The sequence below is a fragment of the Acinetobacter sp. CAU_H_78 genome, from assembly GCF_058599365.1.
In genome coordinates this window covers 2,661,603-2,674,606 of record NZ_CM178652.1, presented here as the reverse complement: position 1 = coordinate 2,674,606, position 13,004 = coordinate 2,661,603, and the positions used below count along the sequence as shown (strand labels likewise).

The following is a 13,004-nucleotide window of genomic DNA, read 5'->3' as shown; positions in this document are numbered from 1 at the left end:
AATGGGCCTTAGACTTCTTATTAGACTTAAGTTGTAAAAGAGGCCTAATTTGAGCAAAAATTAAACCTAATAAGCCATGGTCGGAGATAGTGGAAGCCAAGCTAAACGTGATCTGTCATAGGAAAAATGAATATAAAATGAAATTTTGATCAGAAAAAATAAAAACAAAAAAGCACACGTATTCTTAGAGGAAATTACGTGTGCTGCTATAAAAATAGAAAATTAATGTGGTTCGTCGCGGTTAATGTCTAGGTAGAATACGCGAGTCAGGAGTTCCAGGAACTTCTTCACTGCAACTGAATTAGTATCCTTGCGATAGCTAACATACAGATCTAAAAAGGGAAGTTCTACATCCAGCGGGCGGATCACGGTATTGTTCATGGTCAATGGCGCGATATAGCCTGGCAGGATGGTACAACCCAAGCCCATTCCAATCGAGTTGATATTGAACAGGATATTATCCGCCTTTTGGACAATATTAAATTCAATCCCGTTGGCTTTGGCAAAATCCAGAATAGTATGATGCAGAGTCTGTGACTGTTCTGCAGATGGAATAATAAAATCTATGCCATTCAGTAATTTAACTGGAATTCGGTCGTATTTTGCTAAAGGATGATCCTTCGGCAAAATGAAGATCAATGGCTCACGAATCACAAACTGGCTTTCAATTTCATCACTATGGAAATTGTGACGGGTAAAGGTTAGATCCAGTTCGCCTTTCTTCAATAATCGCATTTGCTCATTATTGTTCAGACTGAGCAATTCAATTTTTAAATCAGGGTTTTGCACGCGCAGATTCGGCAGGATATACGGGAAGATTTTCATTTCCGCGACAGGGACGAAACCGATGCGCAGCATCTGCTGCTTGGCTTGTGAGACCTGACGGGCCATGGCAATCGCCTTGTCAGCTTGTGCCAGCGTCAGGCGGGCCTGTTCTAGGAATACAGCACCTTCTTCGGTCAGTTCGACTTTACGCTTGGTACGGTGTAACAGTTTTACACCGACATCTTCTTCCAAATCTTTGATTTGCTGACTAAGTGATGGCTGAGCCGTGTAAAGTTTGAGTGCTGCCTTACTGAAGTTAAGTTCTTCAGCCACAGTAATGAAGTAGCGGAGGTGTCGTAATTCCATATCATCAGCCCGTCGAGTAATCCAAAAAATGTCTTACTATAATTTCAGAAGAGTATAATCTATAAACAACTATGTCGTGAAGATTATTTTGTCATTTAGAAAGTAAATGCCTTGGAGGGATTGATTAGTGTTTTAATATAAAAATACACGCCTAGAATAATTGCTTAAAACTATTAATTGAAACAAAAAAAATATTTCCCCAAAACCGCCCTAAAATCCATCATCGTTGAAAAGTTGAGTCTATTACTTTGTGCCATAACTGGTCACAGGAGAGCTTTTCATGAGTGGAAAAATTGATGTGCGCGAAATCGACGCTTTAGTCGATGCACAAAATGGACGTATCACGCCATCTATCTATACAGATCCTGACATTTACGAATTAGAACTTGAACGTGTCTTCGGTCGTACATGGTTATTCCTTTGCCATGAAAGCCAAATTCCTAAGGCTGGCGATTTCTTCAATACCTACATGGGTGAAGATCCAATCATCGTGGCACGCCAAAAAGATGGCTCAATCAAAGCATTCTTAAACCAATGCCGTCACCGTTCTATGCGCGTAAGCTTCGCAGACTGTGGTAATACACGTGCGTTCACTTGCCCATACCACGGCTGGTCATACGGTATTGACGGTTCTCTAAAAGACATCCCGCTTGAAGATCGTGCTTACCCACATGGTGCATGTAAAGAGCAATGGGGTCTGGTAGAAGTTAACCGTGTTAAATCATACAAAGGCCTGATTTTCGGATGCTGGGATGAAACGACTCCAGATCTAGAAGAATACATGGGCGATATCGCTTGGTACCTGGACGGTGTTGTAGATCGTCGTGAAGGCGGTACTGTGATTGTGGGTGGTGTACACAAATGGGAAATCGAGTGTAACTGGAAATTTGCAGCTGAACAGTTCGCATCTGACCAATATCACGCGTTGTTCTCTCACGCATCTGCAATTCAGGTGCTTGGTGCGAAACCAGACGACGAATCTTCTAAGAAATTAGGTGCTGCACAAACTGCTCGCCCAGTTTGGGAAACTGCCAAAGACGCGATCCAATACGGTTCACGCGGTCACGGTTCAGGCTTCTTCTTCACAGAGAAACCAGATGCAAACGTATGGGTTGATGGTGAAGTTGCAAACTACTTCCGCGAAACTTACGAAGAAGTGAAAGAACGCCTAGGTGAAACTCGTGCACTGCGTCTAGCTGGTCATAACACCATGTTCCCTACATTGTCTTGGTTGAACGGTACTGCAACACTTCGCGTATGGCACCCACGTGGTCCAAACAAAACTGAAGTTTGGGCATTCTGTATCTGTGATGCGGACGCGCCAGAAGATGTACAAGCAGCATTTGAACGTTCTGCAACTCGTGCCTTCGGTCCTGCAGGCTTCCTGGAGCAAGATGACTCTGAAAACTGGATCGAAATCCAAAAAGTTTTACGTGGTTACAAAGCGCGTCAAAACAAACTCATTATGGAAATGGGTAAAGGTAACGAGAAAGTACGTGAAGATGGTATCCCGGGTATCACTAACTATATTTTCTCTGAAACTGCAGCACGTGGTATGTACCGCCGTTGGGCAGATTTATTGATTCATGAAAAATGGGAAGACGTTGAAGCTGCGGCTGACGAATATGAGAAGGAGCTTATGAAATGAGTCAAATCAGTTTAGAACTTCATCACCAAATTAGTCAGTTCCTATATCAAGAAGCCAAGCTTCTTGATGACTGGAAATTCCGCGAATGGTTAGACACGCTGGCTGAAGATATTTCTTACACGCTACGTACTACACCAAACGCTCAAACGCGTGACCGTCGTCGTTCAGTTGAACCACCTACAACTTGGGTATTCAACGATACGAAAGATCTTCTGGAACGTCGTGTTGCTCGTCTGGAAACAGGTATGGCTTGGGCTGAAGAGCCTCCATCACGTACCACTCACATGGTGAGCAACGTGATTGTTGAGCCGACTGAAGTTGAAGGCGAATACGATGTGTACGTGACATACCTTCTGTACCGTACCCAGAAAGAGAAAGACGTTACGATTTATTGTGGTAAACGTCATGACAAGATCCGCAAAGTTGAAGGCGGCCTGGGCTTCCAGATCTTCAACCGTAAGATCACTCTTGACCAAGTTACCTATAACTCACATAACCTGAGTGTGTTCTTCTAATGAATAAGATTTTTGTTTGCCAAGTTGACGAATTAGACGAAGGCGAAGCGTTAAAAGTGGATTGCGGCGTAAACGGTATCGAAGCGCTTGCAGTATTCAACAACGGTGGCGAATTCTTCGCAATGAACGACCGCTGTTCACACGGTAATGCTTCTATGTCTGAAGGCTACCTTGAAGACGACGGTACAGTGGAATGTCCACTTCATGCAGCTCGTTTCTGTTTGAAAACAGGTCAGGCACTTTGCTTACCAGCAACTGACCCAATTCAAACATTCCCGGTTGTACTTGAAGATGGTGCGTTATACGTAGAGATGGCAGGAGAGTAATCATGGGTTGGCTACAAGGCGAAGTTGCACTGATCACTGGTGGTGGTTCAGGCCTCGGTTGGGCACTGGTAGAACGTTTCCTTGAAGAGGGTGCACAAGTGGCAGTTCTTCAACGTTCACAGTCTAAAGTCGATGCACTGAACGCACATTTCGGTGACCGCGTGCTTGCGATTGCCGGTGATGTGGCCAACTATGAAGACAACGTCCGTGCTGTTAAAGCGACTGTAGAGCGTTACGGTAAACTCGACTGTTTCGTAGGTAATGCCGGTATCTGGGATCACTATGCAGATATCGTCAATACTTCTGGTGAGCAGCTGGAAAAAGCCTTTGATGAGATTATGGGCATCAATACCAAATCTCTGATCTTAGGTGCGAAAGCTGCACTTGATGAGTTGGTAAAATCTGAAGGTTCGATCATTTTCACACTGTCAAATTCTGCATTGTATTCTGCAGGTGGCGGTCCGGTTTACACTGCATCGAAACATGCGGGTGTAGGCATTATGAAAGAACTGGCTTACGAACTTGCACCTAAAGTCCGAGTCAATGCCGTTGCGCCATCGGGTATGAATGTGAATATCAAAGGTGCTGCATCTTTAGGTCAGGAAAATCTTGGCCTGTTAGATGCACGTGATCCTGAGAAAATCGCACGTGGCATGCCACTGAATTTCTTACCTGAGCCAGAAGATATGACAGGTTCATATGTGCTCTTGGCATCTCGTCAAAATAACCGTCCTTTGACTGGTGTTCTGATCAATGCAGAATGCGGTCTGGGTATTCGCGGCTTACGTCAGCCACGTGCCGGTTTCTTTGACGAATAAAAATCTAGTCTGAAATGGACTTTTCGGCAGCCTGTTCTTGGCTGCCTTCCTTTCAAGGAGTCTCTCATGGCCGTTAAACTTATTTGTGCTTCGCACAGTCCTTTAATGGAATTTGCTTCGCCGCAGGAAAAACGCAAAGAACAGGCCGTTCGTGAAGCGTTTGAAAAACTGTCTGCTGAAGTAAAAGCTTACGACCCAACCCTGATCATTACCTTTGGTCCTGACCATTTCAATGGTTTCTTCTATGATCTGATGCCAAGCTTCTGCGTGGGGATTCGCGCGACTGCTGCAGGGGACTGGGACTACGGTAAAGACAATGACCACATTGATGTACCAGAAGACAAAGCACTGGGCTTAGTGCGTCGTGTACTCGATGAAGGTGTGGACGTTGCGTATTCTTACCGTATGCAAGCCGACCATGGTGTGACTCAGCCATTGCACTTCCTGTGCGACGGCAAACTGGATCGTTATCCCACGATTCCAATTTTCATTAATGGCGCTGCAGCACCAATGCCAACGACTAAGCGTACGATCGCTTTAGGCCGTGCTGTAGGTCAGTTCATCAAATCTCTGAACCTTGAAAATGAGCGTGTACTTGTTCTGGGTACAGGTGGTCTGTCACATGATCCACCGACACCACAAATGGGCTCTGTACCACCAGAAGTGGAAGAGTTCCTGATTGCTGGTCGTAACCCGACACCTGAAGCACGTAACGCGCGTCAGTCAAAAATCATTGCTGTGGGCCAGAAACTGGCAGCAGGCGACACCTCTGTTGCAGTTCCTCTGAATGCCGAATGGGATATCGCATTGCTTGAAAAATTCAAGAATGCCGACTTCGCTGCACTGGAAGCCATGACTGAAGCTGAAATCCGCCGTGATGGTGGCCGTGGTGGGCAGGAAGTTCGTTCGTGGATGGCGGCATTTGCTGCTTTAAGCGAAATGGGCGAGTACGAAATGACAACGCACTGTTATGAAGAAATCAGTGAATGGATTGCGGGCTTCGGCATCGTATCTGCAGAGTTAAAAGGTTAAAGACATGAGCAACATCGAAACCATCGTAATTGTAGGTGCTGGCCAGGCAGGTGCAAGCGCGATTTTAGAACTTCGTGGCAACAAATACGAAGGTAAAATCATTCTGATCGGTGATGAAACGCATCTTCCTTATGAGCGTCCACCACTGTCTAAAGACGTGATTCTAAAACCTGAAGAAACCAAGATTGAAATTTTGTCAGAAGAAAAACTGGCGGAACTTGGTGTAGAAACCATTCGTGGCAATGGCGTGAAAAAAATCAACGCTGAAGCGAAAACGGTTGAACTTCAAAATGGTGACGTTGTTGCTTATGACAAACTGTTGCTTGCTACAGGCGGCGCAGCACGTCGTCTGCCAAACTTCGATGCGTTGGGCAAACACGTTTATACGCTGCGTAACCTGGAAGATTCACAAGCACTTGTCCCAGTATTGCAATCAGGCCGTCGTATTGTCTTGATCGGCGGTGGTGTGATTGGTCTGGAACTGGCTTCTTCTGCACGTTTCAAAGAGTGTCAGGTAACTGTGATCGAAATGGGTCCTATGGTCATGGGTCGCTGTTCGCCACGTATTCTGAGCGAGTTCCTGCTTGAACAACAACGTTTGGCTGGTATCGACGTTCGCCTGGAAACCAAGATTGTAGATTGCAAACTTGACGGTGAAGAAGTTGTGATTACCCTTGAAGGTGGTGAAGAGCTTCGCGCTGATGCTGTAGTTTATGGTATTGGTATCGTGCCAAATGCACAATTGGCAGTTGAAGCAGGTCTTGATGTTGATTTCGCGATTAAAGTGAATGAAAACTGCCAGACTTCAAATGCAGATATTTATGCAGCGGGTGATGTAGCAACTCAACTTCGTAAATGTGGTAACCATCGTCGTGTCGAAACCTGGGAAAATGCCAATCTGCAAGCAGGGATCTTTGCGCGTCATGTGATGGGCGTTGAACATCCGACTCCAAATCCAGCTTGGTTCTGGACAGATCAGTTGGATATCAATTACCAGTTCGTAGGTGATATGGCGGCTGCTGAATGGCAAGTTCGTGGTGAAATCAATCCAGAGCTTCGCGCTGACTCATCATTCGTGATGTTTGGTGTGACTGATGGCGTTATTGTTGGCGGTATTACTGTAAATGCGGCAAAAGAAATGCGTCACCTGAAAAAGCTGATCAGCAAGAATGCAGCGTTTGAAGCAGATAAATATTTAGATCTAAGCCAGGATCTTCGTAAACTTGTGAAATAATTTGCTTTATTGATAAGTTTACAAAAGGGCAGACCTTAGGCAACTTGGGTCTGCTTTTTTATGGCTATTGTTTTAGTAAAATTACTGTCGCTAATTACATTATGAATGGGTATTTTTTGAGTAAGTGATTCTTACTTTTCAAAGGTGATGAGAAGTATGACTTCGCAAAACAAAAATCTTTTGATGATTTAAGGATATATCCCTATATCCCAGTTTAGCGGCGGCATCCCTGCCGCCATCAGTATTGTTGATTGTGGATTTGAGCGAGAAGTTAGTTCAATTCTTTCTGATTAAAATTTAATTGAGTCTTTTATGAATTCAAATTCATCTCCCATGCTGGTGACGGCAAGTATTTATGCCTTGCTGGTGCTGATCTGGGCAGCGACGCCACTGGCGATTGTCTGGAGCGTTGCAGAAGTTCATCCGATGTGGGTGCTGATCATTCGTTATTTCGGTGCTTCTGTGCTGGCTTTGGTGATCTTGGCTGCCATGCGTAATCCATTGCCATTTGATCGAACCTCCATGATGAGCTATGTAGCAGGTAGTCTGAACCTCATTGGTGCGCAGTTATTTATCTATCTGGCTGCGAACTATTTAACTTCAGGTTTAATGGCTTTAATTTTTGGTTTCTCACCACTAGTTGCAGGTCTGATCGGGCATGTCATCCTGAAAACCAATCGTCTGATTTGGCTGCAATGGGCTGGTATGGCTGTGGCAGTCGGTGGTTTAAGTTTTGTCTTTGCGGAGTCAGCAGATAGTAAGGTGAATCCGTGGGGTGTAGTACTGATGCTGATTAGCATGGTGTCTTATATTAGCTCGATTTTCTGGGTGAAGCAGATCAATGCTCCTTTAAAACCGATGTCCCAAGCCACCGGTTCTTTGATTGTTTCCTCATTGGGATCATTACTAATCATTCCTTTTATCTGGCAATCTTTCCCAACACAAATGCCAAGTATGCAGGCACTGTTCGGCTTTGGTTTTACCATGATCCTGTCTTCGATTGTGGCGATGCTGTGCTATTTCTGGCTGATTCGCCGTCTGGCCGCATCCACCGTATCCCTCAGCAATGTGATGACGCCAATCATTGCCCTGATTCTCGGTGCAACCCTGAATAACGAAGTGATCAGCAGTCATGCCTTTGCCGGAATTGCCGTGGTGATGTTCGGGATCGTGATGTACTTCTGGAAAGAATGGCGCGAGCAGTATTTTTCTAAATCTTAAAATAGATTGTTCGAGTTAAATTTAGACCTAAAAGGAAGCTTTGGCTTCCTTTCTAGTTTTTCAATTGTAGATGCAGAATCGGGTAGGGATTACCTTCGCTATCGGTTTCTGAGCGTCTGATGATCTCAAAACCATGTTTTAAATAGAAAGCAGTCGCATCAGGGTTCTGCTCATTCACCTCCACTTCAGTCACACCCAGCTCAAGTGCATATTGCAATAACTGACTGCCAATGCCTTGCCGGAAAGCATCAGAGGAGATAAACAGCATTTCCAGTTTATGGCCGGCAATGCCCATAAAGCCCAGAACCTGCTGCTGATGTTCCACATGGAACAGTTGCACCTGATCAAAATAACTATGCTGAATAATCTGCTGGCGAATCTTCAGGATTTTCTCGTCATTCAGGAAATGATGAGAAGCCCGGACGGACTGCTCCCACAATTCTAGGAGCTGAGGATGCTGATCGGCAGAAGTAGGGACAATCACAGGCATGAAGATTCCGATTAAAAATGAGAACAACAAAACAATAAACAATTTATCGCAGCAGTTTATTAAGATGCAAAGAGATAAAATGAAAAATCAAATAGATCCATCTGTTTGAGGAAAAACTAGGACAACTTTGAATGTCATCTGAATCTAATAAAATTGTGGTCTATGCAGCGTTATTTGGTAACTTGGCTATTGCGCTGGTTAAATTCGTCGCAGCCTATATTACCAATAGTTCTGCGATGCTGAGTGAAGCGATTCACTCGGTGGTCGATACCCTGAATGAAATTCTGTTGCTGTACGGCATGAAAAAGGCAGAGCAGCGTCCAGATGCCCACCATCCTTTTGGCTATGGCCGTGAACTGTATTTCTGGGCCTTTATTGTGGCCTTGATGGTCTTTGCACTGGGTGCGATTGTATCCATCTATCAAGGCATCCTGCACATCATTCATCCTGAAGAAATGCAGGATCCGATGATCAACTATATTGTGCTGGGCATTGCGATTCTGTGCGAAGGATTCTCCTGGACAGTGGCTTTAAGAACCTTCCGTAAAATGAAAGGGAAGATGGGCTATTTTGAAGCTTTTAGGCGCAGTAAAGATCCGACCACCTTTACCGTATTATTTGAAGATACTGCTGCGCTAGTAGGTCTTTTTATTGCCCTGATCGGGATTTTCCTGGCTCATCAACTGAATATCCCTGAGCTGGATGGTGCTGCCTCTATTTTGATTGGTGTCGTGTTGGCGGTATCGGCCTGGTTACTGGCACGTGAAACCAAAGGTCTATTGCTGGGTGAAACAGCAGATCCTAGACTGCGTGAAAATGTACTTAACATTGCCCAGCAGGATGCTGCGGTCTATAGCGCCAATGGTGTATTAACCGAGCAAATGGGCGCGCATCAGGTGATTGCCTCCTTAAGTCTGGAATTCAAAGATGACCTGACTTCCGATGAAATCGAAGCGTGCGTTAACCGGATTGAAGCACAGATCAAACAGCTACACCCGGAAATTATTACCCTGTTTGTGAAACCTCAAACCAAAGCGGTATGGCTGGAACGGACTCAAGGTCGTATTTAAGGAAGTGAAGATTTCAGTAGATAACTTTCGTCGGATAGTCAGAAGGGCATCAAGCGTGATTACATGAATACGGGATAAAAATTTAGGTCATGAAGTCATGTACAGTCAGGTATGGAGTGGGAATTATCGGATGAATATCGATCATTCTCCAGTCTTTTTAGAAAGCAGAATGGGCACAAACTTGATCTCGAGTATTCATTTTTTTAGAAGCTTTTCATCGGTTTTAGTCTTTCCATGGGCTCGATGTTTTGCTAAAAATAACAAAAACATAAATGAATCTTAGGCACGTATTTCATACTATGCTGAAATACCGAAGTATATAAGTTTGTATGCGATTTAAAGAGATGCTCCGTTTGAAAATTCCAGGTGGATGCTGTCTTGCATATAACAAATAATAAATAGTGGATATTTATGCAAGATCTTTTCAAGACTAAAAAATTTCAGCTTGAGACTGAGTCCAGTTGGAAACATCTCTGGTCCAAGCCGGTATTTGATTATCTACATTCCGATCATTTTGATGGTGAGCGGTTTAAGAATCTGGAGCATCATTCGCTCGAGCAGAGTCGCTTTGACTTGTATAAATGGTTATTCACCAGAAAATCCAGCACCTGGGAAGTGAATCTGGAACAGGAACATGCCGAGTTTTTTTCACGTCCGCGTGCCTTGCCACAAAATCGGCCGGAAGCCACTTTAGATGACTGGCAAATCTGGTTTATTGGGCATGCCACCGCCCTGATCCAGATCGGGCCGTATAATTTTCTGACTGATCCGGTCTGGTGTGAATATGCCAGTCCTTCTGCATCCCGAGGGCCACAGCGCGTTATTCCTGCTGGCATTGCCCTGGATGAGCTGCCGCATATTGATGCCGTATTGCTCAGCCATAACCATTATGATCATATGGATCTGGCGACCTTGGCCTGGTTGCATCAGACCTATCAAATGCCGATCTATACCGGTCTGGGCAATGGCTGGTACCTGCCTAAAGACTATAATGTCATTGAAATGGACTGGTGGGAAAACGCATTTTTTGAAGATATTCAGATTGTCTATTCGCCAGCACAGCACGCTTCAGGACGTGGCATGCGCGATCAGAACTGCGCATTATGGGGCAGTTTTTCCTTATTGAATGGCAAGGATCATTGCTATTTTGCCGGGGATAGCGGCTATGCACCGCATTTCAAGGAAATTCGCAAACGCTTGGGGCCACCACGAATTGCGCTGTTACCGATCGGTGCCTATGAACCACGTGAATTGATGCGCAATATTCATATGAATCCGGAAGATGCTTTCCATGCCCATCAGGACTTAATGGCACGGTGTTCAATGGCAATTCATTATCGAACGTTCCAGCTCACCGATGAAGCACGTGACCAGCCTGAAAATGAATTGCAGCATATTATCCAGCATTCCTCCAAGCTGATTAACCCGTTTTACTGTATTCGTGAAGGCAAGCGGATTATTGTCTAAGGGCTTCAGGTCATTCCTGTATAACGATTGAGTCGTTAGCTAGCATAGAGAGGAACTCTCATTTCTATGGGATTAAATCCTATGCTGAAGGGTACAGGTGCCAATCATGGTGGAAGCAAGCATGGCGTACTGACTGATCGGGTCGGTGTATTGAGCAATGATTTCTTTGTGAACCTGATGGATATGAATAATGTCTGGGTGCCGGTAGAAGAAAACCTTTATGAAATCCGTGACCGTCAAACACATGACCTGAAATGGACTGCAACCCGTGTCGATCTGGTCTTTGGTTCCAACTCAATTTTACGTGCCTATTCTGAAGTTTATGCTCAGGATGACAATAAGGAAAAATTTGTACGTGACTTTATCAAAGCCTGGACCAAAGTCATGAACGCTGACCGTTATGATGTTAAACATCAACGTGAAGCCGCTTAAATTGAAATGCCATTCATATTCCTGATGCTTTAATTTAATATCCATAAAAAACCACCCTCGGGTGGTTTTTTTATTTGCTCAAATCAAGCCGAAAAACTTAGAGAAAGCTTGGTAAGCCTTTGGCTGGATCAGTTGCGCGAGCCATCTGGGCATCAGCTACGCTCATCCCAAGAGCTTGGGCAACACCTTCACCATAGGCTGGATCACAGGCATAACAGTTACGGATATGACGGTACTTAATGAAATCAAGCACATCACCCATTGCGGCTGCGGTATTATTAAATAGAGCCTGTTTCTGCTCATCATTCATCAGGTTGAACAGGGCACGTGGCTGACTGAAGTAGTCATTATCATCTTTGCGATAATCCCAGAAATCTGCATCACCCGTGATTTTGAGTGGTGGCTCTCTGAATTCTGGCTGTTCCTGCCACTGGCTGAAACTGTTCGGTTCATAATGCGGCAATGAACCATAGTTACCATCCATACGCCCTAAACCATCACGGTGATTTGAATGTACTGGGCAACGTGCGGCATTGACCGGAATCTGGGCATGATTCACGCCCACGCGATAACGAGCAGCATCAGCATAGTTGACTAAGCGTGCCTGTAGCATACGATCCGGTGAGTAACTAATACCTGGCACCAGATTACTTGGAGCAAAAGCAGCCTGTTCTACGTCCTGGAAATAGTTTTCCGGATTACGGTTCAGCTCAAATTCACCTACTTCAATCAGTGGATAATCACCTTTCGGCCAGACTTTGGTCAGGTCAAACGGGTGATAAGGCACTTTCTCGGCATCGGTTTCAGGCATGATCTGAACGTACATTTTCCATTTTGGATAGTCGCCACGTTCGATTGCATCAAATAGGTCAGTCTGGCTGCTTTCACGGTCTTTAGCGATTAGCTCTGCTGCCTCAGCATCAGTCAGATTCTTGATACCTTGCTGGGTACGCATGTGGAATTTTACCCAGAAGCGTTCATTTTGGGCATTGATAAAACTGTAGGTATGACTGCCGAAACCGTGCATATGACGGTAACCAGCCGGAATCCCACGATCCGACATTACGATGGTGACCTGATGTAGAGCTTCCGGCAATAAAGTCCAGAAATCCCAGTTATTGGTGGCGCTACGCTTATTGGTTTTCGGATCACGTTTTACTGCTTTGTTTAAGTCAGGGAATTTGCGTGGATCACGCAGGAAGAATACAGGTGTATTGTTACCGACTAGGTCCCAGTTACCTTCTTCAGTATAGAACTTCAGGGCAAAACCACGAATGTCACGTTCTGCATCAGCTGCACCACGTTCACCGGCGACGGTCGAAAAACGGGCAAACATTTCGGTTTTTTTGCCAACTTCCGAGAAAATTTTCGCTCGAGTGTATTCAGTAATGTCATTGGTTACGGTAAAGGTACCAAATGCACCTGAACCTTTTGCGTGCATACGGCGCTCAGGAATCACTTCACGAACAAAGTTAGCCAGTTTTTCATTCAGCCATAAATCTTGGGCCAGCAATGGGCCACGGCTACCTGCCGTCATACTGTTCTGGTTGTCGACTACAGGTGCGCCAGCTTCAGTAGTTAGATGGGTGACAGGGCACTTTTTCATATCTTGGCTCATAT

Annotated in this window: 12 protein-coding genes and 1 pseudogene; 10 read left to right on the top strand and 3 right to left on the bottom strand. The window is 44.9% G+C overall.

Annotated elements, in window-relative coordinates; genetic code table 11:
* Positions 1-222: 222 nt before the first annotated feature.
* Complete coding sequence (gene hcaR, locus AC4MCD_RS12705; RefSeq protein WP_419363753.1) at positions 223-1,131, bottom strand: DNA-binding transcriptional regulator HcaR; 909 nt, start codon at positions 1,129-1,131, stop codon at positions 223-225.
* A 280-nt stretch (positions 1,132-1,411) separates the two neighbouring features.
* On the opposite strand from hcaR, the gene hcaE reads away from it, so the two are divergent.
* The 7 genes from hcaE (at position 1,412) to AC4MCD_RS12670 (ending at position 7,925) form a co-directional block, all read left to right on the top strand.
* Complete coding sequence (hcaE, locus tag AC4MCD_RS12700; RefSeq protein ID WP_004781815.1) at positions 1,412-2,779, top strand: 3-phenylpropionate/cinnamic acid dioxygenase subunit alpha; 1,368 nt, start codon at positions 1,412-1,414, stop codon at positions 2,777-2,779.
* Positions 2,776-3,294, top strand: a complete 519-nt coding sequence (hcaF, locus tag AC4MCD_RS12695; RefSeq protein ID WP_004781816.1) for a 3-phenylpropionate/cinnamic acid dioxygenase subunit beta — start codon at positions 2,776-2,778, stop codon at positions 3,292-3,294. The genes hcaE and hcaF overlap by 4 nt, the downstream gene beginning before the upstream one ends.
* On the top strand, positions 3,294-3,620 hold the full coding sequence (gene hcaC, locus AC4MCD_RS12690; RefSeq protein WP_004781817.1) for a 3-phenylpropionate/cinnamic acid dioxygenase ferredoxin subunit: 327 nt from the start codon (positions 3,294-3,296) through the stop codon (positions 3,618-3,620). The genes hcaF and hcaC overlap by 1 nt, the downstream gene beginning before the upstream one ends.
* Before the next feature lie 2 nt (positions 3,621-3,622).
* A complete protein-coding gene (gene hcaB / locus AC4MCD_RS12685; RefSeq protein ID WP_491876220.1) occupies positions 3,623-4,438 on the top strand; it encodes a 3-phenylpropionate-dihydrodiol/cinnamic acid-dihydrodiol dehydrogenase in 816 nt (271 codons plus the stop codon).
* Between the two features lie 66 nt (positions 4,439-4,504).
* Positions 4,505-5,470, top strand: a complete 966-nt coding sequence (locus tag AC4MCD_RS12680) for a 3-carboxyethylcatechol 2,3-dioxygenase (protein WP_491876219.1) — start codon at positions 4,505-4,507, stop codon at positions 5,468-5,470.
* Between the two features lie 4 nt (positions 5,471-5,474).
* Positions 5,475-6,704 carry a 3-phenylpropionate/cinnamic acid dioxygenase ferredoxin--NAD(+) reductase subunit gene (gene hcaD / locus AC4MCD_RS12675; protein ID WP_491876218.1) on the top strand — a complete coding sequence of 410 codons (1,230 nt, stop codon included), beginning with the start codon at positions 5,475-5,477 and terminating at the stop codon, positions 6,702-6,704.
* A 312-nt stretch (positions 6,705-7,016) separates the two neighbouring features.
* Positions 7,017-7,925: a DMT family transporter gene (locus AC4MCD_RS12670; protein WP_419363746.1), complete on the top strand. Its 909-nt coding sequence runs from the start codon at positions 7,017-7,019 to the stop codon at positions 7,923-7,925.
* Positions 7,926-7,977: 52 nt separating this feature from the next.
* Here AC4MCD_RS12670 and AC4MCD_RS12665 read toward each other — a convergent pair whose 3' ends face one another.
* Complete coding sequence (locus AC4MCD_RS12665) at positions 7,978-8,415, bottom strand: GNAT family N-acetyltransferase (protein WP_491876217.1); 438 nt, start codon at positions 8,413-8,415, stop codon at positions 7,978-7,980.
* A 131-nt stretch (positions 8,416-8,546) separates the two neighbouring features.
* Between AC4MCD_RS12665 and AC4MCD_RS12660 the strand changes: the two genes are divergently transcribed.
* The 3 genes and pseudogenes from AC4MCD_RS12660 to AC4MCD_RS12650 form a co-directional block, all read left to right on the top strand.
* Positions 8,547-9,485, top strand: a complete 939-nt coding sequence (locus tag AC4MCD_RS12660) for a cation diffusion facilitator family transporter (protein ID WP_034169853.1) — start codon at positions 8,547-8,549, stop codon at positions 9,483-9,485.
* Positions 9,486-9,896: 411 nt separating this feature from the next.
* Complete coding sequence (locus AC4MCD_RS12655) at positions 9,897-10,952, top strand: MBL fold metallo-hydrolase (RefSeq protein WP_491876216.1); 1,056 nt, start codon at positions 9,897-9,899, stop codon at positions 10,950-10,952.
* A 96-nt stretch (positions 10,953-11,048) separates the two neighbouring features.
* A pseudogene (locus tag AC4MCD_RS12650) lies at positions 11,049-11,384 on the top strand (catalase-peroxidase 2); the annotation flags it as partial.
* Between the two features lie 97 nt (positions 11,385-11,481).
* On the opposite strand, the gene AC4MCD_RS12645 reads toward AC4MCD_RS12650, so the two are convergent.
* Positions 11,482-13,002, bottom strand: coding sequence for a catalase (locus AC4MCD_RS12645; RefSeq protein WP_491876215.1), 1,521 nt, complete (start codon positions 13,000-13,002; stop codon positions 11,482-11,484).
* Positions 13,003-13,004 lie beyond the last annotated feature (2 nt).

Coding starts and splice junctions, on each gene's coding strand:
- hcaR (WP_419363753.1), bottom strand. CDS start 1,131: ATGGAATTACGACACCTCCGCTACTTCATTACTGTGGCTGAAGAACTT.
- hcaE (WP_004781815.1), top strand. CDS start 1,412: ATGAGTGGAAAAATTGATGTGCGCGAAATCGACGCTTTAGTCGATGCA.
- hcaF (WP_004781816.1), top strand. CDS start 2,776: ATGAGTCAAATCAGTTTAGAACTTCATCACCAAATTAGTCAGTTCCTA.
- hcaC (WP_004781817.1), top strand. CDS start 3,294: ATGAATAAGATTTTTGTTTGCCAAGTTGACGAATTAGACGAAGGCGAA.
- hcaB (WP_491876220.1), top strand. CDS start 3,623: ATGGGTTGGCTACAAGGCGAAGTTGCACTGATCACTGGTGGTGGTTCA.
- AC4MCD_RS12680 (WP_491876219.1), top strand. CDS start 4,505: ATGGCCGTTAAACTTATTTGTGCTTCGCACAGTCCTTTAATGGAATTT.
- hcaD (WP_491876218.1), top strand. CDS start 5,475: ATGAGCAACATCGAAACCATCGTAATTGTAGGTGCTGGCCAGGCAGGT.
- AC4MCD_RS12670 (WP_419363746.1), top strand. CDS start 7,017: ATGAATTCAAATTCATCTCCCATGCTGGTGACGGCAAGTATTTATGCC.
- AC4MCD_RS12665 (WP_491876217.1), bottom strand. CDS start 8,415: ATGCCTGTGATTGTCCCTACTTCTGCCGATCAGCATCCTCAGCTCCTA.
- AC4MCD_RS12660 (WP_034169853.1), top strand. CDS start 8,547: ATGTCATCTGAATCTAATAAAATTGTGGTCTATGCAGCGTTATTTGGT.
- AC4MCD_RS12655 (WP_491876216.1), top strand. CDS start 9,897: ATGCAAGATCTTTTCAAGACTAAAAAATTTCAGCTTGAGACTGAGTCC.
- AC4MCD_RS12645 (WP_491876215.1), bottom strand. CDS start 13,002: ATGAGCCAAGATATGAAAAAGTGCCCTGTCACCCATCTAACTACTGAA.